19 protein-coding genes are annotated in these 24,916 nt (G+C 74.2%); 10 read left to right on the top strand and 9 right to left on the bottom strand.

Annotated elements, in window-relative coordinates:
• Position 1 precedes the first annotated feature (1 nt).
• Genes ACT3TZ_RS02390 through ACT3TZ_RS02370 form a run of 5 tightly spaced genes read left to right on the top strand, consistent with a single transcriptional unit; the run spans position 2 to position 6,057 of the window.
• Positions 2-937, top strand: a complete 936-nt coding sequence (locus ACT3TZ_RS02390) for an ABC transporter permease (RefSeq protein WP_444581793.1) — start codon at positions 2-4, stop codon at positions 935-937.
• Positions 934-1,776, top strand: coding sequence for an ABC transporter permease (locus tag ACT3TZ_RS02385; protein ID WP_444581792.1), 843 nt, complete (start codon positions 934-936; stop codon positions 1,774-1,776). Before ACT3TZ_RS02390 ends, ACT3TZ_RS02385 begins: the two co-directional genes overlap by 4 nt.
• Complete coding sequence (locus tag ACT3TZ_RS02380; protein WP_444581791.1) at positions 1,773-3,662, top strand: dipeptide ABC transporter ATP-binding protein; 1,890 nt, start codon at positions 1,773-1,775, stop codon at positions 3,660-3,662. Before ACT3TZ_RS02385 ends, ACT3TZ_RS02380 begins: the two co-directional genes overlap by 4 nt.
• Complete coding sequence (locus ACT3TZ_RS02375) at positions 3,659-4,672, top strand: LLM class flavin-dependent oxidoreductase (protein WP_444581790.1); 1,014 nt, start codon at positions 3,659-3,661, stop codon at positions 4,670-4,672. Before ACT3TZ_RS02380 ends, ACT3TZ_RS02375 begins: the two co-directional genes overlap by 4 nt.
• Positions 4,669-6,057: an alkylhydroperoxidase domain protein gene (locus ACT3TZ_RS02370; RefSeq protein WP_444581789.1), complete on the top strand. Its 1,389-nt coding sequence runs from the start codon at positions 4,669-4,671 to the stop codon at positions 6,055-6,057. Before ACT3TZ_RS02375 ends, ACT3TZ_RS02370 begins: the two co-directional genes overlap by 4 nt.
• A gap of 473 nt (positions 6,058-6,530) precedes the next feature.
• Here ACT3TZ_RS02370 and ACT3TZ_RS02365 read toward each other — a convergent pair whose 3' ends face one another.
• Positions 6,531-7,907, bottom strand: coding sequence for an NADP-dependent succinic semialdehyde dehydrogenase (locus ACT3TZ_RS02365; protein ID WP_444581788.1), 1,377 nt, complete (start codon positions 7,905-7,907; stop codon positions 6,531-6,533).
• Between the two features lie 258 nt (positions 7,908-8,165).
• Positions 8,166-8,705, bottom strand: a complete 540-nt coding sequence (locus tag ACT3TZ_RS02360; RefSeq protein ID WP_444581787.1) for a thioesterase family protein — start codon at positions 8,703-8,705, stop codon at positions 8,166-8,168.
• A gap of 144 nt (positions 8,706-8,849) precedes the next feature.
• Here ACT3TZ_RS02360 and ACT3TZ_RS02355 point away from each other — a divergent pair, with 144 nt between their 5' ends.
• Complete coding sequence (locus ACT3TZ_RS02355) at positions 8,850-9,047, top strand: CsbD family protein (RefSeq protein ID WP_444581786.1); 198 nt, start codon at positions 8,850-8,852, stop codon at positions 9,045-9,047.
• A gap of 227 nt (positions 9,048-9,274) precedes the next feature.
• Complete coding sequence (locus ACT3TZ_RS02350; protein WP_444581785.1) at positions 9,275-10,312, top strand: alpha/beta hydrolase; 1,038 nt, start codon at positions 9,275-9,277, stop codon at positions 10,310-10,312.
• A gap of 158 nt (positions 10,313-10,470) precedes the next feature.
• On the opposite strand, the gene ACT3TZ_RS02345 is transcribed toward ACT3TZ_RS02350, so the two are convergent.
• On the bottom strand, positions 10,471-11,019 hold the full coding sequence (locus ACT3TZ_RS02345) for a GNAT family N-acetyltransferase (protein ID WP_444581784.1): 549 nt from the start codon (positions 11,017-11,019) through the stop codon (positions 10,471-10,473).
• A 73-nt stretch (positions 11,020-11,092) separates the two neighbouring features.
• On the opposite strand from ACT3TZ_RS02345, the gene ACT3TZ_RS02340 reads away from it, so the two are divergent.
• Positions 11,093-11,803, top strand: coding sequence for a hypothetical protein (locus tag ACT3TZ_RS02340; protein ID WP_444581783.1), 711 nt, complete (start codon positions 11,093-11,095; stop codon positions 11,801-11,803).
• Between the two features lie 9 nt (positions 11,804-11,812).
• Here the strand turns inward: ACT3TZ_RS02340 and ACT3TZ_RS02335 are convergent, their stop codons facing one another.
• Together ACT3TZ_RS02335 and ACT3TZ_RS02330 are read right to left on the bottom strand one after the other, a co-directional pair.
• On the bottom strand, positions 11,813-13,084 hold the full coding sequence (locus tag ACT3TZ_RS02335) for a phosphodiesterase (RefSeq protein WP_444581782.1): 1,272 nt from the start codon (positions 13,082-13,084) through the stop codon (positions 11,813-11,815).
• A 503-nt stretch (positions 13,085-13,587) separates the two neighbouring features.
• Positions 13,588-13,842 carry a hypothetical protein gene (locus tag ACT3TZ_RS02330; RefSeq protein ID WP_444581781.1) on the bottom strand — a complete coding sequence of 85 codons (255 nt, stop codon included), beginning with the start codon at positions 13,840-13,842 and terminating at the stop codon, positions 13,588-13,590.
• 129 nt (positions 13,843-13,971) lie between these two features.
• Between ACT3TZ_RS02330 and ACT3TZ_RS02325 the strand changes: the two genes are divergently transcribed.
• Positions 13,972-15,402, top strand: coding sequence for a protein kinase domain-containing protein (locus ACT3TZ_RS02325; RefSeq protein WP_444581780.1), 1,431 nt, complete (start codon positions 13,972-13,974; stop codon positions 15,400-15,402).
• A gap of 21 nt (positions 15,403-15,423) precedes the next feature.
• Here ACT3TZ_RS02325 and ACT3TZ_RS02320 read toward each other — a convergent pair whose 3' ends face one another.
• From ACT3TZ_RS02320 to ACT3TZ_RS02305, 4 genes are all read right to left on the bottom strand, one after another.
• The gene (locus tag ACT3TZ_RS02320; protein ID WP_444581779.1) at positions 15,424-16,986 is read right to left on the bottom strand and encodes a serine hydrolase domain-containing protein; all 1,563 of its coding nucleotides are present in this window, start codon (positions 16,984-16,986) and stop codon (positions 15,424-15,426) included.
• Between the two features lie 560 nt (positions 16,987-17,546).
• Positions 17,547-18,344 carry a hypothetical protein gene (locus ACT3TZ_RS02315; protein WP_444581778.1) on the bottom strand — a complete coding sequence of 266 codons (798 nt, stop codon included), beginning with the start codon at positions 18,342-18,344 and terminating at the stop codon, positions 17,547-17,549.
• Entirely contained in the window at positions 18,341-21,622 is a 3,282-nt protein-coding gene (locus ACT3TZ_RS02310) for a DEAD/DEAH box helicase (RefSeq protein ID WP_444581777.1), read from the bottom strand. The genes ACT3TZ_RS02315 and ACT3TZ_RS02310 overlap by 4 nt, the downstream gene beginning before the upstream one ends.
• A gap of 53 nt (positions 21,623-21,675) precedes the next feature.
• Positions 21,676-23,640: a chromosome partitioning protein gene (locus ACT3TZ_RS02305; protein WP_444581776.1), complete on the bottom strand. Its 1,965-nt coding sequence runs from the start codon at positions 23,638-23,640 to the stop codon at positions 21,676-21,678.
• Positions 23,641-23,672: 32 nt separating this feature from the next.
• On the opposite strand from ACT3TZ_RS02305, the gene ACT3TZ_RS02300 reads away from it, so the two are divergent.
• Positions 23,673-24,461, top strand: a complete 789-nt coding sequence (locus tag ACT3TZ_RS02300; protein ID WP_444581775.1) for a protein phosphatase 2C domain-containing protein — start codon at positions 23,673-23,675, stop codon at positions 24,459-24,461.
• Positions 24,462-24,916: the final 455 nt, after the last annotated feature.

Here is a 24,916-nt window from a genome sequence, read left to right as displayed (position 1 = left end):
GATGGGCTACATCCTGCGGAGGCTCGGACAGGCGGTCGTCGTCGTCCTGGCCGCCTTCATCGGGGCGTTCCTGCTGCTGCAGGCGCTCCCCGGGGACGCCGTCTCGGCGCGCTACGAGAACCCCGAGCTGGGCCTGAGCGCCGCGCAGATCGCCGACATCCGCGCCGCCTACGGGGCCGACGACCCGATCTGGGTGCAGTTCTGGGGGACGCTGCGCGGGTACCTCGCCGGGGAGCTCGGCTACTCGCTGCAGAACGGCGCCTCCGTCTCGACCCTGCTGGGCGCGGCCCTCCCGGACACCGTGCTGCTGGCGGGGATCGGCTTCGCCGTCGCCGTCGGGGTGGCCGTCCTGGTGGCGACCCTCGCGACGTACGGCCCCTTCTCCTGGCTGCGGTCCCTGCTGCGTGGTCTGCCGCCCCTGTTCGTGTCCATCCCGGTGTTCTGGATCGGGATCGTCCTCATCCAGGTGTTCTCCTTCCAGCTGGGGCTGGTGCCCGTCATCAACGCGAGCCCCGCCCAGGCGCTCGTGCTGCCGGTCATCGCCATCAGCATCCCGATCGCCGCGCCGCTGGCGCAGATCCTCATCCGCTCGATCGACGCCACGGGGACCGAGGCCTACGTGACCGTGTCCCGCGGGCGCGGGGCCGGGCCGGGATGGCTGCTGACCCACGACGTGGCCCGCAACGCCGTCCTGCCCGCCCTGACCATCGCGGGCGTCCTGTTCGGGGAGCTCGTCGGGGGAGCGGTCGTGACCGAGGCGGTGTTCAGCCGCCCGGGCCTGGGAACCCTCACCCAGCAGGCCGTCGCCGCCCGCGACACCCCCGTGCTCCAGGCCGTCGTGGTCATCTCCGCGGTCGCGTACGTCGTCATCAACCTCGGCGTCGACCTGCTCTACCCGGTCCTGGACCCCCGTCTGCGCAAGGAGCTGCGCGCATGAGCCTCGCCGCCGCCACCGTCCCCCGCACGGAGCGCCGCGCCCTGGCCCTGCCCGGCGCGACCGCCGTCCTCGCCGCGCTCGTGCTGCTGCTCGTCCTGGCCTGGGCGATCGTGCCCGGCGTGTTCACCGCGTACGACCCCATCAGCGGGGACGCCGCCCAGGCGCTCCAGCCGCCCAGCGGCCAGCACTGGTTCGGGACCGACGCCACCGGGCGCGACGTGTTCGCGCGCGTCGTGCACGGCGCCCGCAACTCCCTCAGCGGAGCGGCCATCGCCGTCGTCGTCGGCCTCGTCGTCGGCACCTCCCTCGGGGTGCTCGCGGGCTCGGTGGGCGGCTGGGGCGAGGCCGTCATCATGCGCGTCGTCGACGTGCTCCTGGCGATCCCCGGGCTGCTGCTCTCCCTCAGCGTCATCATCCTGCTGGGGTTCGGCGTCACCAACGCCGCGATCGCCGTGGGGGTCACCTCGATCGCGACCTTCGCCCGGCTCTCGCGCTCGGAGGTGGTGCGGGTGCGGCGCAGCGAGTACGTCGAGGCGGCGTTCGGCTCGGCCGGGACCTTCTGGGGGGTGCTGTGGCGCCACGTCCTGCCCAACTCCCTGGGTGCCGTCCTGGCGCTGGCCGCGCTGCAGCTCGGCACGGCCGTCCTCGCGATCTCGACGCTCGGGTTCCTGGGCTACGGCGCCCCGCCGCCCATCCCCGAATGGGGGCTGATGATCGCCGAGAGCCGTGACTACCTCGGATCCATCTGGTGGCTCACCACTCTGCCCGGCATCGTCATCGTCCTCGTCGTCCTGTCCACCCACCGCATCGCCGGCGTCGTCCGGGAGGTCACCGCATGACAGCACCACTCCTGCGCGTCGAGGGCCTCGAGGTCTCCTACCGGGTGCGCCGCCGCGGCGGCACGAGCCTGCGGGCCGCCCTCGGGTCCGCCTCCGAGCGTCGCGTCGCCGTCGGCGGCGTCGACCTCACGCTCGAGCGGGGCGAGGCCCTCGCACTCGTCGGCGGCTCCGGGTCGGGGAAGTCGACCATCGCCCAGGCGATCATCGGCCTGCTCCCTTCCGGCGGCCGGATCGACAGCGGACGGATCGAGCTCGACGCCCCCGGCGGCCCGATCGACCTGGCGCACCTGCCCGAGCGGGCGTTCCGCTCGCTGCGCGGGCCGCGCCTCGCGCTGGTCCCGCAGGACCCCACCACGTCCCTGAACCCGGTCCGCACGATCGGGGACTCCGTCGGCTCGGCGCTGCAGATCCACGGCCGCGCCCCGCGGGAGGCGCGCCGGAAGCTCGTCCTGGACCTGCTCGAGCGCGTGGGGATCGACGATCCGCCGCGTCGCGCCCGGCAGTACCCGCACGAGCTCTCGGGCGGCATGCGGCAGCGGGCCCTGATCGCCGCGGCGATCGCCCTGGACCCCGACGTCATCGTCGCCGACGAGCCCACCAGCGCCCTCGACGTCACCGTCCAGCGGCGCATCCTCGACCTCATCGACGACCTCCGCGAGCAGCTCGGCTCCGCGGTCCTGCTCATCACCCACGACCTCGCGCTCGCCGGGGAACGGGCCGATCGGGTGACGGTGCTGCACGACGGTGCCGTGCAGGAGGCCGGGCCCACCCGCGACGTGCTCCTGCGTCCCCGGGCGGAGTACACGCGGACCCTCCTGCGCGACGCGCCGTCCCGCACGGACGCCCCGCCCCGACCGCCGGTCCCCGCGGACCGCGAGCCCTTCGTCGTCGTCGACCACCTCATCAAGGAGTACGGCAGCGGCAGGAGCCAGTTCCGCGCGGTCGACGACGTCAGCTTCGCGATCGCCCGCGGGACCACGCATGCCCTCGTGGGGGAGTCCGGCTCGGGCAAGACCACGATCGGCCGGGCCGTCGCCGGGTTCCACGGCATCGAGGGCGGCAGGATCACCGTCGGCGACCTCGACGTCGCGACCGCTCGGCGCCACCGATCCTTCCGACGCACCACGCAGCTGATCCACCAGAACCCCTTCGCGTCCCTCGACCCCCGCCGGACCATCGAGCAGACCGTGGGGGAGCCTCTGCGCAACATCGGCGTCACGGACCGTGCGGAGATCTCGCGCCGGGTGGCCGATCACCTCGACAAGGTGGCGCTGCCGGCCGACAGCGCCCAGCGCCTGCCGCGCGAGCTCTCCGGCGGCCAGCGCCAGAGGGTCGCGATCGCCCGCGCGCTCATCATCCGACCCTCCCTGCTGGTGCTCGACGAGGCGGTCTCCGCGCTCGACGTGAGCGTGCAGGCCCAGATCCTGCGACTGCTCGAGGACCTCCAGGCCGAGCTCGACCTGACCTACCTGTTCATCACCCACGACCTCGCCGTGGTGCGGCAGATCGCCGACACCGTCACCGTGCTGCGGCGCGGTGTGGCGGTCGAGAGCGGCACGGTCGCCGAGGTCGACGCGGCCCCGCGCCACGAGTACACCCGCAACCTGCTCGCCGCCGCCCCGCGACCTGACCTCGGCCCGCCGGTGGGTGGCGACGGCGTGCTCGTGGGGGGTGAGCGCGGGATCGGCGGAAGTGCCTCTGCGGGGCGTACACCTGCGGGCAGCGCGCCTCATGGCCCCGCCGCCACGCGCCACGCGCCTTCTGGCCCCTCGGCCACGGGCGACGTTCCTTCCGGCCGCGCCACCACGGACCCCGAACCTTCCGGCCGCGCCACCACGGGCCTCCAACCTTCCACATCCGCACCTTCCGACAGGAGCACCCCATGAGCACGCCGTCCATCGGCTTCTTCACCCGTCTGCTCGACGACGTCCCCCAGGCCGAGCGCTACGAGATCGCCCTGCGGCAGATCGAGGCCGCCGAACGCCTCGGCTACCGCTCCGCATGGATCGCCCAGCACCACTTCGACGCCTCCGAGGGCGGGCTGCCCAGCCCGTTCGTGCTGCTCGGCGCCGCCGCGCAGCGGACCTCGAGCATCCGGCTCGGCACCGCGGTCGTGACCCTCGCGCACGAGAACGCCGTGCGCGTGGCCGAGGACGCGTCCGTCGTCGACGCCCTGTCGGCCGGTCGCCTCGAGCTGGGCCTGGGCACCGGCGCGAACCCCCGCGCCCTCGTCGCCTTCGGGGAGGACCCGGAGCGCCGCCGCGAGATCTTCGCCGAGAAGTACGCGCGCCTGCACGACCTCCTCGACGGATCGGCCCAGGACGTGCAGCTCTCCCCTCCCGCGGACGGCCTCACCGACCGCCTCTGGCAGGCGACCTTCTCCGAGCGCGGCGCCCGCGGGATCGGCGCCGACGGCGACGGACTCCTGCTGTCCCGCCACCAGCCCATCGAGGACGGCGTGCTCCGCCCCGTCCACGAGATCCAGGAGCCCGTCGTGGCCGCCTACCTCGAGGCCCTGCCCTCCGGCCGCACGCCGCGGATCCTCGCCTCCCGCTCGGTGTTCGTCTTCGACGAGGCCGACCGCGAGGTCGCAGAGCGCACCGCACGCGAGCACATCGCCCCGTTCCTGGCGCGCGCCACCGGGGCCGACACCGCGAACGCCACGCTCGCGGAGCTGCTGGCCTGGTCGAGCACCGCCTTCGGGACCCCCGAGCAGGTGACCGAGGTGCTCGCGCGCGACACCATCGCCGCGCGGGCCACCGAGGTGTCCGTCCAGGCGCACTCCGTGGACCCCGCCCCCGAGCTCGTGGACCGCTCGATCGAGCTGTTCGCGCGGGAGGTCGCCCCGGCGCTCGGCTGGACGGTGGGCGCGGCCCGCGAGGAGGTCCCGGCATGAGCGACGTCATCGACCTGCTGGCGGGCATCGCCCCGGGGTCCCCCGTGGACACGATCCGCCGCGCCCGTCCCGACGCCCGCGACAACTCGCAGGCGAGCTTCCTGGCCCTCCTGGAGCCCGCCGCGCCCGGCACCTTCTCCCTCGCGGAGCGCTACGCGGTGTCGACGTTCGTGGCGCTCCTGCACACCGACGGTGAGCACGATCCCGCCGCGGCCTTCTACGAGGAGCTGCTGCGCGACGCCGTGACCGACGACGAGGCCGCCGCCGTGCTCGACGCCGCGCGGACCACGCGGGCGCCGGGGCCCTACGGCACCTACCGGGAGCCGGGCCTCGCCGCCGACAGCGTGCCCGGCCCGACGATCCACCTCGACGACGACCGGCTGGCACCCCGGCTGCGCGCGGCGCTCGACCACGCCCACCTGCTCGTGCTGCATCCCCGCGACGCCCGACCCGAGGTGCTGCGTCGCCTCGCGGACGCGGGCTGGGATCCCGACGGGATCGTCTCGCTGAGCCAGCTGGTCGCCTTCCTGACCTACCAGCTGCGCCAGATCCACGGCCTGCGCCGCCTCGTCGCGGCGACGGGTGCGAAGGGTCGTGAAGAGGAGGCGGTGTCTCCCGTGCGGGGCAGCGCCGGATCTGCGTCGGCGGACTCGGGTGCGACGGATGCGGCGGAGGCCGATGCTGCGGCGGGTACGCCTGCGCCGGGCACGCTCGGCACCGCCCCCCCGGCGGCCGAGGAGACCCGGACCGTCCATCCTGCATCCCCTGCGACGATCCTCGAGCACCCGGACCTCCACCGACCCGAGGCCTTCACGCAGGTCGCCCTCGGCTGGGTGCCGTGGGTCGAGCCGGTCCCCGAGGACCAGCTCACCGATGTGCAGCGCGCCGGGCTCATCGAGGCGGCCCGCGCCGCGAGCCCGTACTTCCGGCTCCTGGCCCGCGACCCCGAGGCCCTGCGCGCCCGGACCCTCACCGACCTCGACATCTTCACCAATGAGGGCGGCGGGGTCCCGCGTGCCGACCGCGAGCTCTCCGCCGCCGCGACCTCCCGGGTCAACGGCTGCGTGTTCTGCGCATCGGTGCACGCCCGCGCCGCCAGCCGGCTGTCCGGTCGCCGCGATGACGTGCAGTCGTTGCTGGACCAGGGGATCGGTGCCGAGCTGGGGGAGCGGTGGGACGCCGTCGTCGTGGCCTCCGCCGCGCTCGCCCAGACCCCTCCCGCCTTCGGGACCGAGCACATCGTGGCACTGCGCTCGGTGGGCATCGACGACCAGGGCGTGGCCGACGTGATCGCCGGGGCGGCCTTCTTCCACTGGGCCAACCGTCTCATGCTGTCCCTCGGCGAACCCGAGGCACCGTCCCCGAAGGCGGCCGCGCTCGGCTGATGGAGCGGCACCGACCTCGAAGCCGGGCGCGCTCTGCCGAGGCCCCGTGCTTTTCAATGCCGCGGCATCGCGAGCCTTCAGCAACGGGCCTGACGAGACCGGTCCCGGCTGCAGGCAGAGTCTGCCGTGGGTCTCCGTCCATCGGCGGGCCTGACGTGGGGTGCCCCATCCCTGGGCAGGTCTGCCGGGGTGGCACCGTCCGTCAGCGAGCCTGCCTGGGGGTCGCCGTCCGTCAGCGAGCCTTCCCTGGTGGCGGCGTCCGTCTGCTTCTCGACAAGGGTGCCGGACGGCATGTGCACTGGACGCCGATCCGTGTACACCCCCGCTCCGTCAGACCCCGGGAGTCATCCCGCCGAGGTCGGCATCGACGTCCCGATCGACCTTCCCGCGAACCCACGTCGCCTCGATCGCACCGCCCCTCGACTACGCCGTACCCCGACCGCTCCGCCCCGCGACCGCACGCCCGCTCGACCTCACCGGACCCACACCGTCTTGAGGTTGCAGAATTCCCGGATCCCGGCCGCGGCCAGCTCCCGGCCGTACCCCGAGCGCTTGATGCCGCCGAAGGGCAGCTGGGGCGTCGAGGACGTCATGCCGTTGACGAACACGCCGCCCGCCTCGATCCGGTCGACGAAGGCCGCCTCGTCCTCGGCGTCCCGCGTCCATACCGAGGACGACAGCCCGAAGCCGGTCTGGTTGGCGATCCGGATCGCCTCGTCGCGGTCGGCCGCCCGGTACAGCACCGCGACAGGCCCGAAGGATTCCTCCTGGATCAGCCGGGCGCCCTCGGGCAGGCCCGCCAGGACCGTCGGCGGGTAGAACCAGCCGTCGCCGCCAGGACGGACCCCGCCGGTGAGCACTGTCGCCCCGCGGCCCACGGCGTCGTCCACGAGGTCGGCCAGCTCATCGCGGCCGCTCTCCAGGGCGATGGGCCCCACGTCGACGCCCTCGTCGAGGGGGTCGCCCACCCTCAGCGCCGCCATCTCCTCGGTGAAGCGGCAGGCGAACTCGTCGTACACCTCGGTGTGGACGATGAACCGCTTGGCGGCGATGCACGACTGGCCGTTGTTCTGCGTACGGGCGGTGACCGCCACCGACACCGCCTCGTCCAGGTCGGCGCTGGGCATCACGACGAAGGGATCCGAGCCGCCCAGCTCGAGCACCGACTTCTTGATGCGTCGGGCCGCCCGTGAGGCGACGGCCTGGCCGGCGGGCTCGGAGCCGGTGAGCGTCACGGCCTTCACACGAGGATCGTCGATGATCGCCTCGACCTGCTGCGAGCCGATCAGCAGGGTCGAGAACGCCCCGGCCGGGAAGCCGCCGCGGGCGAACAGCTCTCCGAGGTACAGGGCGGTGGCGGGGACGTTCGAGGCGTGCTTGAGCAGCCCGGTGTTGCCGGCCATGAGGGCCGGCGCCGCGAACCGCACCACCTGCCACAGCGGGAAGTTCCACGGCATCACGGCGAGCACCGCACCCAGCGGCTGGTAGCGGGCGAACGCCCGCGAGGCACCAACGGCCGACGGGTCCGTGAGGGGCTCGTCGGCCAGGAAGCCCTGGGCGTGCTCGGCGTAGAACCGCATGGCCGTCGCGCACTTGGCGATCTCGGCCCGGGACTGGGCGACGGGCTTGCCCATCTCCCGGGTCATCGTCACCGAGAGCTCGTCGACATCGGCCTCGAGCAGGTCCGCGCTCGCGCGCAACCACCCGGCGCGCTGGTCGAACGCGGTGGCATGCAGGGCGTCGACGGCGGCGTGGGCGGCGGCGATCCGCTCCTCGACGGCGTCGGCGTCGTGGGCCTCGAAGGTCCGCTCGACGATGCCGGTGGCGGGGTTGGTGCTGGAGATGGCCATGGTGCTCCTCCTGGGGTGCGCGACGGTGCGACGGCCCGCGACGGCATGCCGTCGATCACGTTCCACGCTACGCGCGCCGACCGATGGGTGGGAGAAGCGGCCGATGTCTCGGCGGAGGGGCCGGGGTCGGCACTCGCGGCCGGTCGCCGACGGCAGCCCCCCCGGCACCGATCAGGACTCGCGCCGGTCCGACCACAACTCTTCGCGGCCCCGCACCCGCCTGCCCTGAGCCCTTCGTGGCCCCGCACCAGCCCGACCTCAATCCTTCGCGGCTCCGCGCCCGCCCGACATCGCGGTGTCCGCACTCCACCGCACGATCCAGTCCTCGACGGTCAGGTCGCGGCCCGGCTCCCCGGCGACCTCCATCAGCTCGTCGACCTCGACGGAGCCGCCCTCGCGGCGCAGGAAGCGTGCCCGCACGACGGCCTGCGCCGCCGGGCCCCGCGCGTCGAGGAAGGTCTGCTCGAGGTAGACCCAGCGGCCGTCGGCCCCGAGGATGCGGGTGCTGATGCGGAAGCTCTGCCAGGGCTGCAGGGAGCGGCGGTAGGTGATCGTCTGTCCCGCCACCACCGCATACCAGCCGTGCTCGCGCGCCTGCGCCCAGAAGCCCGACCGCAGCATGTGGTCGGTGCGGGCGAGGTCCATGAGGGCCAGATAGCGGCTGTTGGTCATGTGGCCCAGCACGTCGAGGTCCGTGGGCCAGACGCGGAAGGCGGTCTCGACGGTGTCCCACAGGGACACACGCCGACGCAGACGCTGGACCGTGAGGATCCGGAGAAGCCGCAGGTAGAGGTTCACGGGCACACCCTAGCCAGGTCCGGCGCATCGTTCGTCCAGCGCCGATCCAGGCCGTGCCCAGCGCGGATGGAGGGCCCGGGGCTATCCTCGAACGTGTCGTGCGCCACACGGCGCACCGTCCACCCCGAGGGAAGGAGCTCGATCATGAGCGCGAGCGACAAGATCCAGAACAAGGCCCAGGAGCTGGCCGGCAAGGCCAAGGAGTTCATCGGCGACAAGACCGATGACAAGAGCCTCGAGGCCGAGGGCGTCGGCGACCAGGCCGAGGCCGGCACCCGCCAGGCGGGCGAGCACGTCAAGGATGCCGCCAAGGACATCAAGGACGGCTTCACCGGCAGGTGACCGGACCTCTGCACCTCCGCCGCCGATGACGGCGCCGCGACGCGCCCCACGACCGCCCCGGCGGGCGTGGGGCGCGTCGCGTCCGGTGGGCGCGAGGTCCGGACCCACCCGCGGGCCGGCTGGGAGCCGGCTCCCGCACGGCGGCCTCCTCGTCGGCACCGGTCCCGACCACCACGACCCCTGCTCCTCCCGTCGATCGCCCTCCCGGGCGTGCAAGGATGCCGACCATGAACGACTCTTCGTCCCTCACGCAGGAACTCCGCGCCGAGGGCGACATCGTGCCCCGCATCGTCGACGCGCCGACCTCCGCCTCGGAGGATCCGATGCCCTCGCGGGAGGTCGCGAGCGGGCAGAAGGGGATCGGACTGGCGGGCGCCCTCGTCGGCGTGCTGTCGCGCCTGCCCCAGCCGGCCTTCGAGGCGGTCGTGCGCCGCACCCAGGCGCCCTCGAAGCCCTCGCGCCGCCTCGTGGCGCCGGCCCGGGTGCTGCGCGAGCGCGTCGGGGGAGCGGGGGACGACGCCCTGGGCGTCCCGGTCACCTGGATCGACAAGCCGCGCTCGACGCTGGGCACCGTGGTGCACCTGCACGGCGGGGCCTACGCGATCGGCGAGGCGCCCGGGCACTGGACCTGGTTCGAGGAGCTGACGCGCCGCGCCGACATGTCCGGGGCGATGGTGCACTACCGGATGCCGCCGTCGGCCCCGTTCCCCACCGCCCTCGACGACGCCGTGGGTGCGATCCGTGCCCTCGTGGCCTCGACCGATCTCAGCGAGAACCGCTGGGTGCTCTCGGGCGACAGCGCCGGTGGCGGTCTTGCGCTCGCCGCCGTGCAGCGCCTGCGCGACGAGGGCGGCCCGCTCCCGGCGGGGATCCTGCTGCTGTCGCCGTGGACGGACCTGACCTTGGGCGACCCCCTCGTCGGGACCCAGGCGAGCTCGGACCGTCTGCTCACGGCCGATGCCCTGGCACGCTGTGCCCGCGACTACGCGGGAGCCTTCGCGCTCGATGATCCTCGGATCAGCCCGCGCTCCGGGTCCGTCGCGGGGTTGCCGCCCGTGCTGCTGGTGGCGGGCTCGGACGAGCTGCTGCTGGGCGATGCCCGCGCGCTGCGCACCGCGCTCGTCGATGCCGAGGTGCCCGTGGCCTACGTCGAGCAGCCTGGTGGCCAGCACGACTACACGATCGTCACGACGGGTCCGGCGACGCAATGGGCGCTCCGTCGTCAGATCGCCTTCGTGCGCCGGGCCTCGTCGCTCGACCTCTGAGCCGAAGGGGCCGGAGGGCGCAGGCTCCGCGGCGCACGATCCGCACGGCACGGTCCGCGGCGCAGGATCCCCAATGCGCGATCCCCGGAGACCGAGGCCCTAACGGGGCCCGTCGGCCTGGAACACGGCGAGGACCGGACGTGTTCCCGCCGGAGTCCTCATCGACCGGGGGCGTCGTCGGTGCCGAGCAGCCGCTGCACGATCACGAGGTCCAGCCAGCGCCCGAACTTCAGACCTGCCTGCGGCACCCGCCCCACCTCGGTGAAGCCGCAGCGCGCATGGAGGGCGAGCGAGGCCGAGTTGGACGCCTCGATCATGCCGATCAGGGAGTGCTCGCCGTTCTCGGCGGCCCGCACCACGAGCGCCTCGAGGAGCGCGCGTCCCAGTCCCTGCCCCTGCGCGGCGTCGACGAGGTAGACCGAGTCCTCCGCGGTGAAGCGGTAGCCGGAGTAGGGGCGCAGGGGCCCGAACGCCGCGAACCCCACCACCGCCCCGTCGTGCACCGCGACCAGCACCGTGCCGCCCCGCACCTGCTGGTCGAACCAGGCGCGGGCGGCCTCGCGGGTGGGCACCTCATCGATCCACAGGGCGGTCGAGGAGCGGATCGCCTCGTCGCGGATCGCTATCACGGCGTCGCGGTCCCGCGGCTCGGCGGCCCGGACCCGCGGATCCGTGACGGGGACGCGGGGGGAGGTCGAGGTGCTCATGGGCCGAAGCTACGTCGCCCGGGGCCATGGACCTGTATCGGATGCCCAGCGCGCCCTGGGTATGGTGACGCCGATGGACACGACAGACCGCCCCGACGAGGGGCTCCCCGAGATCCCCCGGGACGGCGACGCCGGCGATCCTGATGCCGTCGGCGAGGCCTCGGAGGCGGCCACCGCCGCGCAGCGACCCGCGCTCGAACGCTGGTTCGACCGGTGGACCGGACGATCCTCCGGACCTCCGGATCCCTCGGTGCGGGTCGACGGCGAGGTCGAGGGCCTGCCGGCATTGCGCCGTGCGACGGCGACGGTCTCCCCGTCAGGAGTGATCCGCACGATCGCCGTCCGGGTCGCCCTGGTCCGCGGCACCGAGAGCGCGGGGCGTCACCGTCTGGTCGAGGTCGTGCTCGACGCCGAGGGCAACCCCGCGGCGCTCTCCCTGCAGGACGTCCTGCGGGCGGACCCGCTGACGGACCGCCGGGTCGAGCAGGCCCTGGACACGGTCGATGCGTGGCTCGATGCCCACGGATACGCGGGCCGGGACGTGACCGAGGTGGTCCTGGACGCCGATGGCGGCCACGAGGTGCGGATCGCTTTCGGCGTGGAGGTCTCACCCGAGGACGTGGCCGCGAGCCCGCCCCACCCCTCCGTCCACGGGGCGCGATTCCATCTCACGCACCGCGCCCCGGATCTCGAGGCCCTGCGCGACCGCCTGCGACGGGATCGCACGCCGCGCCTGCGTCGGCTGCTCCACCGGATCCGGCTGGCCGTCACCCGCAGCGAGTGAGGCTCTCGCTCAGGACGCGCGGCGGAGGTCCTGTGCCCCGCGACTGCGCAGCCCGCGTGCGGTGGCATGCGGCAGCGACAGCCCCAGGGCATGCGCGAGGTCCACGCCCAGGTCGGCCCAGCCGCCGTGGGCTCCCGAGGCTGGCAGACCGGGTCCGGCGACGCGTGTCACGGCCGCCGCGGCGGGATCGGTGACGGCGCGCGGTCCCGCGTAGTACGGGTCGTCGCCGGGAACGGCGAAGCGGCGGGCGGCCGAGCCCTCGACGACCGTGCCGGGGGCACCGACGAGCACCGCGACGGCATCGGACACGACCGTGGCGCCGGTGCCCTGGTCGACGGGTCGGACGATGGCCCCGTGCTCCGCGGCGATCCGCTCGAGGGCGCCGACGGCGCGCCGCGCTCGATCCGGCGGGAGGCCCGCCCGCACGTGCAGCACGCCGCGGGAGCCGTCGGGCCACACGAAGGCGTCCCACGCCGCGATGCGATTGCCGTCCAGGCGCACCAGGCCCGCCCGGGCGAGCTCGGCGTTGGGGTGCAGGAGGAGGCGCACAGGCACGAGCGGGCGACCGGTCACGATCGCGACGACGTCGTGTGGGCCGGGCTCGAAGGCCGCGAGGACGGCGCCCAGGTCCCGGGAGAGGGCCGCGCGTGCGGCTCGCAGGCGCCCGAGGTCCGTGCCGATCTCGCGCCGGGCCAGGGACAGGCCCTCGAGACGCACGAGCGCGAGGTCCACGGCACGGTCCTGCCGGGGACCGAGGGTCTCGGACGCGATCTGGCCGATGAGCTCGTCCCGGGGAACGCGCGAGAGGTGGGCCCCGGCCTCGATCCGGGGGCGCAGGTGGTGCTCGACCATCTCCGGGGAGCTCGTGGCCACGGTCATCTCCCACCGGTCCCGGAAGCGGTGGAGATCCTCCACGAGCGGGAGGCACAGGTCCACGGCTCCGCCGGCGGTCGCGGGCCACTGCAGCGCGGCGGTGCGCCTCCCGGCGGCGCGGGCGGCGTCCAGCAGGGTGGGCCGAGCCAGCGCCTCGGCGTACCAGTGCCGAGAGGGAGCCTCCCCGACCGGGTCGAAGGGCGCCTCCGACGCCACCCCGGAGACCGCCGACGTGCATCCCGTGAGCAGCCCCGCGAGAGCCGTGAACGGCTCGTTCGCGCCGCCCGGATCGATCAGGAGGTCCCGGATGCCGGGGAGGCGGGAGAGCGTGGGGTCGGACGCCAGCAGCGAGGAGTCCTCGGGGCGCCAGCCATCGACGGCGACGACGAGCATCCGCTCAGCTGGCATGGCGTCCCCCGACGTCGGATCCGGCGCGCCCGTCGCGCCGTCGTGGTCGGCCACGCTACGAGCCCGTGATGGACGGGGCCCGAGGTCCCGGTGTGGGCGAGGACACGAGCGCATGAACACGCGGTGACCGGCGACAACCGTCAGGACAGCGCTTGCCCGAATCGTCCCGGGTTCGTGGGCCCTGAGGGCAGGGCGACTCCTCACGTGCGACGTCGGCGCCGTGGACCGGTCGGCACGGGACGTCCTGGCTCAGGTCGCCTGTATATGGGCCGTGCTGAGTGAGGACGTCCCGTGCGTCCCGTGATCCGCGCGTCCGACGCGGCGTCGCCACCGTCGCACGAGGTCCGCCCGTCGCATCCGCTCGGCTCCGTGAAGCAGATCCGGTGCTCGGCTCCGTGAAGCAAGCCCACTGCCCGGCTCCGCGACGCCAACCCGGTCGCCGTTCCGCAACGCCATTCCCGCGCCCAGACCCCGGCCGCGCCGGGCCCCGTCCCGTGCCAGCGTCAGCGGCGTCGCCGGGTTCCCGGATCGGTGCGGCCGGCCTCGTCGTCGAGCTCCTGGGTGATGTCCCGGGCGTGGTCGTGCTCGCGGCGGACGATGTGGTCCATCGCCCGATCTTCGGGGGGACCGGCGCGCTTCTCGGGGACGACGATCAGCCAGACCACCACGGCGATGCTCGCCACCACCACGATGAGCGCGAAGATCCCGATGAGGGCGGCATCGGACAGGCCCAGGTCCCACAGCTCGTCGCCGCCCATGCCTGCCCTCCCCACGTCGCGCCGGTGTGCGCCGACCGCGGGCCCTCGACCCGTCGGGGCGAGTGTACCGAGGCGCCCCGTGACGCAGAGCACCTCGTTCGTCCGCCGCCCCGATATGCTTGCCCGGTCATGAACGACGTCATCGTGGGGCGCTTCGCGCTGATCGACCTGATCGCCAAGGGGGGATCCGGGTCCGTCTGGCGCGCCTGGGACTCGAAGAACAGCCGCGTGTGCGCCGCGAAGGTGCTGCGTCAGCGGGACTCCGCGGACCTCATGCGCTTCGTCCGGGAGAAGGGCGTGAGCTTCGACCACCCCCACCTCCTGACCCCCTACGGCTGGGGCGCCGAGGACGAGCACGTCGTCATCGCCATGCCGCTCGTCTCGGGCGGGACCCTCGAGTCGATCGTCCGCTCACGCGGCAAGCTCGCCGAACCCACCGTGGTGGTGATCCTCGACCAGCTGCTCGACGGGCTGGCGATGGTCCACTCCCAGGGCTGGATCCATCGTGACGTCAAGCCCGCGAACCTCATGTTCGAGCCCACCGGGCCGGGCCGTCCGCACGTGCGTCTCGCCGATTTCGGGATCGCGGTCCATGAGTCCGACGTGCGCTTCACCCATGTCGGCATGGTCAACGGGACGCCCGGGTACATGGCGCCCGAGCTCTTCTCGCTCGCCGAGCCCGCGCCGTCCCACGACATCTACGCCGCGGGCGTCGTGGCGCTCATGGCGCTCAACGGCGGCCTCAAGCTCCACGACGGCGCCTTCCGCCCGGAGGAGCTGGACCGGTACCTCGCGGGCGTCTCGCCCAAGCTCGCCGCCGTGCTGCGTCGCATGGTCGCCGCCCGCCCGGAGGAGCGGTACCAGGACGCGGGTGCCGTGCGCGCCGCGCTCCCGCGGGTGCCCGCCGGGTACCCGCTGACCTTCGCCGACGGCCGTCCGTTCACCGCTCCCGACACGATGCCGCCGCTGCCGCCCGACGCGCCGGGAGTCCGACGCCCGCAGCAGCTGGACGCCGCGGGGAATCTGCCGCTGTCCCGGATCCGGGAGGGCGAGGACCCGCGGGGTGGCCGACAGGGCGTGCCCGGCTTCGGGCAGGGACAGCACCCCGGGACGATGCGGGCAGGCCCCCAGCAGGGAAACCTCCAGCACGGCGGCCCCCAGCACGGAGGACCCCAGAACAACGGCCCTCAGCAGGCGGCTCCCCAGCAGGGCAGCCCGCAGCAGTGGGGGCAGGGTCCGCACGGCCCGGGCACGCCCAGCGGTGCGAGCCCCGGTCGCTACTCGGCGCCGAGCCCGCAGACGGGGCAGCAATGGGCGGGCCATCCCTCGGGGACGACCACCACGGGTGCCCCGCAGAGCAGCCGCCGGACGAACGTCATCGCCGCCGTGGTGGGCATCCTGCTCGCCGTGATCCTCGGCGTGATCGTCGCCACGGTCCTGCTGATCCTGTACCCCGCGTCCGGGTCCTCGGCATCGGTCGTGCACCTGGGGTCCGCGTCGGCGGTCATCTCCGCGTGGCTTCCCGATCCGGGCTCGACGGTTCCGGGCCTCGGTTCCTGACCTCAGCTCCGGGGCCTGAACTCAGCTCCGGGCGGTCGCCGCGACGCTCGTGACCTCGATCGCCTGGATCAGGGCATCGCGGCGGGGATCCAGCAGCAGGTCGATGCGCACGTCGTGCCCCGATCCGGCCGCTCCGGGGACCTCCCAGCGCAGATGGGCCCGGCTCAGCGCGCTCGCGTCCTCCGCGCGCAGGGCGTCGAGGGCCTCGCGGCCCACCCGTGCGGTCGCCAGGGCCGATCCGAGGCGACGTCGACGTTCGCCACGCGAGACGTCGAGGTCCATGTTGTCGGCGAACCAGGCATCGGCCAGGGCGTCGTCGTCGCCCCGGAGCCAGGTCAGGGTGGCCGCGGCGGCCTCGAGGGCTCGCGGCGAGGCGGTCACGGGGCGTCGTGCGAGCAGGTCCGTCGAGGTGCGCAGCACCCGGAGCGCCTCGATCGAGAGCGTCGAGGCGGGGGCGTACTTGGCGTTGGCCAGCGCCACGACCCCCACTCCGCTGTCGCGATGCCAGCACATGAACGAGCCGTACCCGGGATAGCCGCCCGAGTGGGAGACCACCTCGCCGAGGTCCGGGAACCGTTCGACGACGAGGCCGAATCCGTAGGCGCGGATCCGGTCGAAGCCGGGGGAGACGCCGTCCGGGCCGGCGGGCAGCGGCGGGAGCTCCTGGACGCGGTGCATCTGCTGCATCTCCCGGCGCGAGCCCGTCGACAGGAGCGACTGCTCCCGGCCGGCGGCATCGGGTGCGTCGGCGGCGGCGAGGAACCGCACCCAGCGCGCCACGTCGGCGGTGGTGGAGTACAGCCCCGCCATCGCCCCGTACACGCCGGGAGCGTCGAAGGGCACGGGCTCGAAGCGCGTGCGGTCGGTGCGGTCGGCGATCCGGTGGCCGATGGCGACGCGCCCGCGGTCGAGCCCGTCGAGGGAGAAGCCAGTGTCGGCCAGGCCCAGGGGCGCCAGGAACCGGCGGGCGATCTCATCGCGGTACGAGGTGCCGGTGACCTCGTCGATCACCCGGCCCAGCAGCGCGAAGCCGGTGTTGGAGTACTCGAAGCCGGTGCCGGGAGCGTGGACGTGCCCGAGATCCCCGTGGAGGATCTCGGCGAACCGCTCGGGGGTCATCGCCTCCTGGCGGTCCCCCCAAGGGTTGTCGGTGACCAGCCCGGCACTCATCGTGAGCAGGTGGCGCAGGGTGATCGCGGGGGAGTCGGGGGTCGCGGGCGTGATCCCGGCGGCCTCGGGGACGTACGTCGCCACGGGGGCATCGAGAGCGATGCGGCCCTCGTCCCGCAGGGCGAGGATGGTCGCGGCGGTGAAGGACTTGGTCATCGAGGCGATGCGGGAGATCGAGTCCACCGCCATCGGCCCGGCGGGGCCCGGGGTCCCGTCGTGCAGCTCCGCATCCCCGGCAGCGCCCGCCGCGAGCACCGCGTCGGAGGAATCGTGGCCGCCCACGAGCGCCCAGGTGATGCCGGCGGTGCGGTCATCGGCGACCGCGCCGGCGAACAGCTCCGTGATCCGGTCGACCGACTCCTCGGTCGGTCGCGGGCTCGCGGACGACGGCACGGACGGCTCGATATGCGGCATGACCTCCACTGTAGTCCCGGCCGAGGCGCCCTCGAACGGTGGCGCGGAGGGTGCCGTCGGCGTCCTTCGCGCGCCGGATGCCCGTTTCGGAGGGGTTTCGGACCGGTCGATCAGGGGGCTCTCAGACCGCGGGTGTCCAATCGTCCGTGACGGCGGGTGATCCCCCTCTCCCGTCGTCCCGCGTCACCTCGTGTGACGGTGGTTCCCTGTGAGAACCGGGCCGGCGCGTCACCCCCCTTCGACGCGTCGGCCCGGTCCCATGTCCGGGCGCGGACGCTCGATCGTGCGGATCCCGCCGGACGATGCGTCACATCCACTGCGGGCTCGCCACGATGCGTCACGACGGCTCCGTACTCGGCAAGTCCCGATCCATGTCGGGTAGACGAGATCGGGCCCGGAAGATCCCACTCCACGTTGCGTCACGACGACTCCGGACTCTGCAGATCCGTCTCCACGATGGGTCGCAACGACACCCGACGTCCCTGGTGTCCCGACCCGCGGCCAGGCGACGTCGCCCCGACTGCCGGCGCACCGGTCGGCCGGTCCCTCTCCGCCCGTCATCACCTCGGGGTCGGCGGCCCGTCCTTCCCATCCGGCGACCCGGGCGGTGCCGCCCCGTAGAAGGCAGCGATCACCGCGGCGGCCTCTTGCCCGAGCTCCTCGACCAGCAGCTCCGCATCGGCAGAGGTCGGTTCGAAGCGCGGACCGGCGGCACTGCCACCGGTCTCGCCGTACCGGGCCTCGGAACTCTCCCCCGATCTGCCTTCGCCCACGCCGCCTCGGCCCTCGGGACCGCCCTCCGAGCGATCCTCGGTCCCGTGCGTGCTCGAGACGGCCGCCGCCAGGTCCCCGAGCTCGAGGCCCCGCAGCCGCAGGAGCAGCACGGGATCGTCCTCGACCGCCTCGATGAGCACGCACGCGAGCGCGTGGACGTGCACGCAGGGGCCCGGCCAGTCGTGGCAGGTGCAGTCGTGCGAGATGTCCGCCGCCCGGGTGGGCAGCAGCGGGACCTCCTGGGCCGCGAGCTCCTGCTCCACCGGCTCGGGGTACTCGCCGCCGGCGAGCCGGGCCGCGAGGTCCGGGGTGCGGGCCGTGACGGCCAGCAGAGCCCGACGGTCGTCCGGGCGGACGGGCCGCACGTCCAGACGCGGCGAGGCGATCGTGCCGTCGGCGTCCCGGACGTCGCCGCGCACCGCGCCGGGGATCACGTCGATCCACTGCACCGCATCGGCACGCGCGGCACGTCGCCCCGTGGCGGCCCGGGTCGGTCCCAGGGCACGTTCCAGCGCCTCGCGCAGGGCGATGGCGAACCAGGCCGTGCCGATCGGGCCCCGCCGGGACCGCAGGTGGATGCTCATGCCCGTCCGCCCTGTCGGTCGGGTCGTCCGTCCGAACGCCCGCTTGGCAGCCCGTCCCACAGTCCGTCCGACCGTCCGCTCGGCAGTCCGTCCGAACGCCCGCCCTCAGCGCTCTCGACGACGTCCGGGGTGATGGACAGGTCCCCTTCGTCCACCTGGTCAGGATCCAGGGCGAACAGTCGCGCGAGGTCCGCGTCCTCGAGCTGGGCGATCCAGCCCTCGCCCGTGCCCACCGCGAGGTCCGCGAGCTGCGACTTGTCGGTGAGCACCTGGTCGATGCGCTCCTCGACGGTGCCGGCGGAGACCAGCTTGCGCACCTGCACGTCACGGCGCTGGCCGATCCGGAAGGCACGGTCCGTGGCCTGGTTCTCCACGGCCGGGTTCCACCAGCGGTCGAGATGGACGACGTGGTTGGCGGCCGTCAAGGTCAGCCCGGTGCCCCCGGCGCGCAGGGACAGCAGCATCGCGCCGGGTGCGTCCCGTTGCTCCTGGAAGTCGGCGACCATCGCGTCGCGGTCCGGCTTGGACACTCCGCCATGGAGGAAGGGGAACTGCATCCCGAACGTCTCCTCCCAGTACGGCACCAACAGGTGCCCGAACGTCGTGAACTGCGTGAACAGCAGGACCTTCTCCCCGGCCTCGAAGGCCGAGGCGAGGAGGTCGTCGACCAGCTCGAGCTTGCCCGAGCGGTGGCGACCGTCGCGGAGCATCGCGGAGCCGTCCTGGAGATAGTGCGCGGGGTGGTTGCACACCTGCTTGAGCCGGGTGATCGTCGAGACCACGAGCGAGCGGCGCTGGTTCTCGTCGGCGCCGTCGAGCTGCGCGAGCATCTCGTGGACCAGCGCCTCGTAGAGTCCCGCCTGCTCGGGGGTGAGGTTGACGCTCTGCGTGATCTCCGTCTTGACGGGCAGGTCGGCGATGATCGTCCGGTCCGTCTTGACGCGGCGCAGGACGAACGGCGCCGTGAGGCGACGCAGCCGCGAGACCGCCCCGGGCTCGCCCTCGGCCTCGATGGGTCCTGCGATCCGCTCCTGGAACGAGGCGGGGGAGCCGAGCAGGCCGGGGTTGACCACGTCCATGAGCGCGTGCAGGTCCGTGAGGCGGTTCTCGACCGGGGTGCCGGTCAGCGCGAGGCGGCGTGCCGCGGGCAGGGCGCGGGCCGCCCTGGACACGGCCGTGCCGGGGTTCTTGACGTGCTGGGCCTCGTCGAGCACGAGGCGGTGCCACGGCGCGCGCTGCAGCAGCGGCAGGTCCCGCGACAGCAGGGCGTAGGTCGTCAGCACGAGGTCGACGTCCGGGACCCCGTCGAGGAAGGACACGTCCCGCACGCGGTCCTGGCCGTGGTGGACGTGCACCCGCAGATGCGGGGCGAAGCGCTCGGCCTCGCGCTGCCAGGAGCCGACCACGGACATCGGGCACACCAGCAGGGTGGGGCCGATGCGTGCGGCGGCTCTCTCGCCGGCCTGCTCCCGCTCGCGGCACAGGAGAGCCAGGACCTGCATCGTCTTGCCCAGCCCCATGTCGTCGGCGAGGATCCCGCCCAGGCCGTGGGTGTCCAGGAACCACATCCAGTCCAGGCCCCGCCGCTGGTAGGGACGCAGGTCGGCGGCCAGCGTCGTCGGTTCGGGGACGGCGGGCGCCGCGGCGTGCGCCTCGACCAGGCGTGCGATCTCCCCGTCGACGTCGGTGCCGCCGATCTCGACGCCGTCGGCCTCCGCGGAGGCCAGCAGCGCGAGCCAGTCCCGCAGGCTCAGGTCACCGCGCGCGGCGGTGCCCGCGGGATCACTCCCGACGACGGCCTCCGCCGATCCGGCCCCCGTCCCGGCGGCCGCAGCCTCCCCCTCGTCGCCCGCGAGCGGCGCGAACCCCGTGCCGGAGGCGGGTGCTCGCGGCGACGGCTCCGGTCGGGCGGCGATCGCCCGGGCGCGTGCGGCCCGCTCGGCACCGTCGCCGCCGGAGGACCGCGAGAAGGCGTCGAGGAACCGCTCGGCGGCCTTGAGGGTGGCCTGGTCCAGACGCACCCAGCTGCCGCGCAGCTGGACGAGCTCGCCCTGGGCGGCGCGGATCTCCTCGATCTCCTCGTCGGTCAGCTCGGTCTCCCCGACGGCGACCTTCCAGCGGAACGACATCATCGCCTGCAGCCCCACCGAGGGACCGGTGCGCTCGGGCGGTGCGTCGGTGACCTCGGCGCGCACGCTCGTGCGCCGGGCGGTCCAGTTCCGCGGCAGCATCGCGGTCACGCCCGCGGCGTCCAGCAGCGGCGCGTCGAGGGTGAGGAAGTCGGAGGCCTCCCGGGTGCTCAGCAGCCAGTCGGTGCCGCTCGGGTCCACCTGCGCGGTGCGGAGGGTGGGGGCATGGCGCAGGATCGTGCCCGCGGCCTCTGCCGCGCCCGCCGCGGTGAGGTCCCCGACGGCGCGCAGATCCGCGACGGGGTGGACGGTCCCGTCGGTTTCGCGCAGGCACGTCTGGAGGGGCCACGCGGCCCCCAGCGGAGGCTCGTGCAGTCGGACGACCAGCTCGAGCTCCCCGCCGCCCACGCGCACCCGCGCCCGGGCCGAGGCGAGGTACGCGTCCAGCGCGGACCCGATCCGGCGCACCACGGGGATGCTCGCGCCGATCCTGCGGGCGGGATCGGTCAGGGCCGCGAGCAGCTCGGCCCCGCGCGCCGCGGGACCCGCGGCAGCAGGCGCCCCGGTCGGCGCGGGCACCAGCGGCCAGAGGGCGGCTCGGCAGCGGTGGTCCACGAGGACGTCGAGCAGCGGGTCCTCCAGGAGGTCCCCGTCCCCGTCGAGTCCGCGCCAGAGGGCGCGGACGCCGTCGGCGTGCTCGTCCAGGACCGGTCGCACGTGCCGCGCCTCGACGAGGGCGATCGCGGCGTCGTCGGCGCGGACGGCCGCGAGCAGGCCGGGCATGGCCACGAGCTCGGGCGCCAGGGCCAGCGCCGCCCCGTCCGCGCCCAGGCGTTCCAGGAGCGCGGCGGCATCGGTCCCGAGCTCCGCCGCGCGCACGAGGATCGCCGCGCGCACGGCGCCCAGCAGCACGGTCAGCTCGGAGGGCGAGACCGCGCGGGCCGGGACGCGATGGGTGCCGATGACGGCGCGGTGGCGGAGGGTGCCGGTCAGCGGTGTCAGGCCCTCGGCCAACGCCGGGGGAGCCACGGACAGGAGGGCGGAGAGATCCCCGACGGGGCGCGAGCGCCCGGCGTCCGTGCGCTCGCGGGCCCAGACGGCGATGCCGAGACTCCCATCGAGGACGAGATCCAGGCGGACGAGCGGCATCCGCTCAGCCTAGAGCCCGCCGCCGACGGACGAGGCGCGCGGTCGACCCGCGCTCAGAGGCCGTCGACGATGGTGGCGGTCGCCGCGAGCCATGCGCGCTTGGTCTCGCGGCTCACGCGCGACCAGTCGAGCTCGCCGCCGTCGACGAACTGCTTCTCGAACGGCACCTCGTGCACGACCCGGGTATGGGCCCCGAAGTGCGAGAGCAGGCGCTTGTGGAGCACCTTGTCGATGCCCTTGGCGGAGGAGTGGGACAGGATCGTCACCGCGTGGTCGACCTTGTCGGCGTAGCCCGTGGCCCGCAGCTCGTCGATCATCCACGCCGCGGCGTTGAAGGTGTCCTCGCGGACCGTGGAGATGATGACGAGCTGATCGGCCGCGCCGACGGCCGCGAGCCAGTTCGAGGCCCGCACATTGTTGCCGGTGTCGATCACCTTGACGCGGTAGAAGCGGGACAGCGCCTCGTTGAGGTCGGCGAAGGCGGGGCCGTCCATGAGCATCGCCGAGCCCGCGTCCTCGTCGGAGGCGAGCAGGTCGAACCGGGTCGCGTCCTGGTGGCGCACGTACCGGTCGAGGTCCGAGGCGCTCGCGCCGTCCCCGAGGGTCTCGAGGTCGTCCAGGAGGTCGCGAACCGTGTGGTGGTTCTCTCCCTGCGAGCCGCGCCAGCCCAGGGTCCCGCGGGTCTCGTTGTTGTCCCAGGCCAGGACGCTCGCACCGCGGGCCACGCCCAGGGTCGAGGCGATCATGAGGCAGGCGGTGGTCTTGTGGGCGCCGCCCTTGAGGTTGACCACGACGATGTTGCGGGGGTGCTCGAGCGGTCGGCGGATCCGCTCGGTCTCGGCCCGCTCGCGACGCTCGGCGCGATTGGGGCGGGGCGTGATCCCACCGCCGGTGAGACGGGTGATGAAGGCGGGGAAGCCTCGCGTGGGCGGCGCCGCCGCCAGCGGGCGGGTGCCCCCGCGGAGATCCTGGAGCGTCGGCAGCGGCTTGCCGTCGGCACTCACCGCGGGAGCGGCGACGGGCCGCGCCGCGGACCGCGAGGCCGTCGCGCTGCGGGGGGACGACGAGGTCGGGGTCGGCTCCGGGGCGGGCGCGCTCGGCGCCCCCTCGGCGATGTGGGCGTCCCGCGCCGGGGCCGCATCGGTGGCCGCGACGGATCCGTCGACGGCGGCCGGAGCGGGCTCCTCGTCGGCGGCCGGTGCCGGCGTGGCGCTCGGGAACGAGGCCGATGGTGCCGGCGTGCCCCCCGCGGCAGGCACGGGAGCGGTCACGGGCGCCGGGTCCGGCGAGGTCGGGGCCGGAGTCCGGGGGAACAGCGGCGCGCGGTCGATGATCGGTGCCGTCTCGGGCTTGGCGTCGGCCGGGGTCGTCCGCGCGGGCGCCTGCTCCGCCTCGGGAGCCGACGTCGACTCCGGCTGGGAGTGCCGTCCCCGGTGCCCGGATCCGGGGGTCGGGTCCGTCGGGGCCTCGGGCGCCGGCGCGTCGGCGTCGGTCTCCGCGGCGGGCCCCGGCGCCACGGCGGCGGTGGCGGGGTCCTCGGTGGCGTCGGTGATCCGCGGGATGGCGCGGGTCGCATCGGCGTCGTCCTCGCGCGGTGCCGCGTGGGACCCTCCGGCCGCGCGCTGGGTCCCGGCGTCCGCGGCAACGAGGGGCGCGCCGGGCGCGGGGGTGGGCGGTCCGAAGACCGGACGGTCATCGGGCACGCGGTTGGCGATCCGGCCGCTGGGCTCGACCGCGAGGTGGTGCACCCGGTCCGGCTCCACGATCTGCACGTCGACCGACTCGTGGCGGCGGCGGGCCTCGTCGATGAACGCCTGCTTGACGTGGGCGCGCAGCTCGGGGAGCGTCGCGGCGGTGAGCTGCTGCTCGCCGTCGGGAAGGTGGAGGGTGGCCTCCGTGTCGGACATGATCCGCGCCTGCACGATCATCGAGGGCTCCTTCTTCTCCGCCCGTCCGGGTCGGCTCGCGGGGTCTCGGGGTGCCTCGCGCACGCTGGCGCACGAGGTCTCGGCGGACATCACTGTAGGCCACGCCTGGGTACCGTGCCGGGATGGAGACCTTCACCGTCACCGATCCCTCGCGTACCGAGGCGGAGAACGAGGACGCCGCGCGCTCCGGGGACCGCGTCGCCGTGCTCGTCGACGGGGCCGGGATCCCGCGCGCCTGGCGCGCGGGCTGCCACCACTCGGTCGCATGGTTCGCGCGCTCCCTGGCCGATGCCCTCCTGACGGCCCTGGGCGACGCCTCGGCGAGCCCGCGGGCCGCGCTGGCCACCGCGCTCACGCAGGTGCGGGAGCTCCACGCGGGCACGTGCGATCTCGAGCGCGGCGCGCCCTCGGCCACGGTCGTCGCGGTCCGGGAGACGTCGGATGTCCTCGAGCATCTGGTCCTGTGCGATTCCTCCCTGCTCCTGCTGCGCCATGGGGGAGGCCCGGTGTCCCGCATCACCGATGACCGGCTCGCACGCGTGGTTGCCGAGGAGCGGACGGCGGCGGCGATCGAGGCGCGGCGCAACCGTCCGGGCGGGTTCTGGGTGGCCCGCCACGAGCTGCACGCCGCCGAGGAGGCGCTCGTGGGCGCGGAGCCGCTCGAGGACCTGCGCGGCGCGGTGCTGGTGAGCGATGGCATCACCCGGGCCGTCGACGAGCTGGGTCTGCTGGATGACTCCGCCCTCGCCGAGCGGTGCGCCACCCGTGCCGGGGCGCTCGAGGTCCTCGCGCGCGTGCGCGTCCTTGAGAGGGAGCGCGCCGAGGCCGGCACCCTGGGCCTGCGCAAGGTCCACGACGACGCGACGGTCACGGGGTGCTCTTTTGGGACACGCGCCGTGACCCCCTCGTGATTTTGCCGAACCTTTGAACCCTGAGGCCCGCGGACGTGCCGGGGCATCCGGTCGTCTCAGGGACGGAGATGGGCAGTACCACCGTCGTGAGAGGTCGGGGGCGGATCCGGGGCCTCCGCGCACCGCTGGCGACGGGCACCGGGCAGGTCAACACCCGACCATGACCCGGGGGCCCCGAGGACATCGGAGGTGTGAAGACGCCCGCCCGCGTTTACAGCCCGCGAAGGCCGCACCTAGACTTGCGGGCATCGGTGGTGATGCGGCGTCGGAAGGCGTCGCCGCACGTCACCGGGCGCACAAGCCCCGTCTCTCCAGACCCCCCTCCGGGGAGGCGGTCGGCGACCCGGAGTCAGGTTCCCCCCACCGCAGACCCGGATCGCCACGCCTGATCACCGCATCCACCGTGCGGCCGCATCAGGCATGCGAGCGGCCCGTGAGCCCCCCGGTTCTCCGGG

It is taken from the genome of Brachybacterium sp. AOP25-B2-12, assembly GCF_052378625.1.
Lineage (GTDB): Bacteria > Actinomycetota > Actinomycetes > Actinomycetales > Dermabacteraceae > Brachybacterium.
This window is presented reverse-complemented; position numbering and strand designations above follow the sequence as displayed.

Excerpts from the sequence above, each read along its gene's own strand:
- ACT3TZ_RS02390 (WP_444581793.1), top strand. The coding sequence starts at position 2 with ATGGGCTACATCCTGCGGAGGCTCGGACAGGCGGTCGTCGTCGTCCTG.
- ACT3TZ_RS02325 (WP_444581780.1), top strand. The coding sequence starts at position 13,972 with ATGAACGACGTCATCGTGGGGCGCTTCGCGCTGATCGACCTGATCGCC.
- ACT3TZ_RS02370 (WP_444581789.1), top strand. The coding sequence starts at position 4,669 with ATGAGCGACGTCATCGACCTGCTGGCGGGCATCGCCCCGGGGTCCCCC.
- ACT3TZ_RS02335 (WP_444581782.1), bottom strand. The coding sequence starts at position 13,084 with ATGCCAGCTGAGCGGATGCTCGTCGTCGCCGTCGATGGCTGGCGCCCC.
- ACT3TZ_RS02350 (WP_444581785.1), top strand. The coding sequence starts at position 9,275 with ATGAACGACTCTTCGTCCCTCACGCAGGAACTCCGCGCCGAGGGCGAC.
- ACT3TZ_RS02330 (WP_444581781.1), bottom strand. The coding sequence starts at position 13,842 with ATGGGCGGCGACGAGCTGTGGGACCTGGGCCTGTCCGATGCCGCCCTC.
- ACT3TZ_RS02375 (WP_444581790.1), top strand. The coding sequence starts at position 3,659 with ATGAGCACGCCGTCCATCGGCTTCTTCACCCGTCTGCTCGACGACGTC.
- ACT3TZ_RS02305 (WP_444581776.1), bottom strand. The coding sequence starts at position 23,640 with ATGTCCGCCGAGACCTCGTGCGCCAGCGTGCGCGAGGCACCCCGAGAC.
- ACT3TZ_RS02310 (WP_444581777.1), bottom strand. The coding sequence starts at position 21,622 with ATGCCGCTCGTCCGCCTGGATCTCGTCCTCGATGGGAGTCTCGGCATC.
- ACT3TZ_RS02380 (WP_444581791.1), top strand. The coding sequence starts at position 1,773 with ATGACAGCACCACTCCTGCGCGTCGAGGGCCTCGAGGTCTCCTACCGG.
- ACT3TZ_RS02315 (WP_444581778.1), bottom strand. The coding sequence starts at position 18,344 with ATGAGCATCCACCTGCGGTCCCGGCGGGGCCCGATCGGCACGGCCTGG.
- ACT3TZ_RS02385 (WP_444581792.1), top strand. The coding sequence starts at position 934 with ATGAGCCTCGCCGCCGCCACCGTCCCCCGCACGGAGCGCCGCGCCCTG.
- ACT3TZ_RS02320 (WP_444581779.1), bottom strand. The coding sequence starts at position 16,986 with ATGCCGCATATCGAGCCGTCCGTGCCGTCGTCCGCGAGCCCGCGACCG.
- ACT3TZ_RS02365 (WP_444581788.1), bottom strand. The coding sequence starts at position 7,907 with ATGGCCATCTCCAGCACCAACCCCGCCACCGGCATCGTCGAGCGGACC.
- ACT3TZ_RS02355 (WP_444581786.1), top strand. The coding sequence starts at position 8,850 with ATGAGCGCGAGCGACAAGATCCAGAACAAGGCCCAGGAGCTGGCCGGC.
- ACT3TZ_RS02340 (WP_444581783.1), top strand. The coding sequence starts at position 11,093 with ATGGACACGACAGACCGCCCCGACGAGGGGCTCCCCGAGATCCCCCGG.
- ACT3TZ_RS02300 (WP_444581775.1), top strand. The coding sequence starts at position 23,673 with ATGGAGACCTTCACCGTCACCGATCCCTCGCGTACCGAGGCGGAGAAC.
- ACT3TZ_RS02345 (WP_444581784.1), bottom strand. The coding sequence starts at position 11,019 with ATGAGCACCTCGACCTCCCCCCGCGTCCCCGTCACGGATCCGCGGGTC.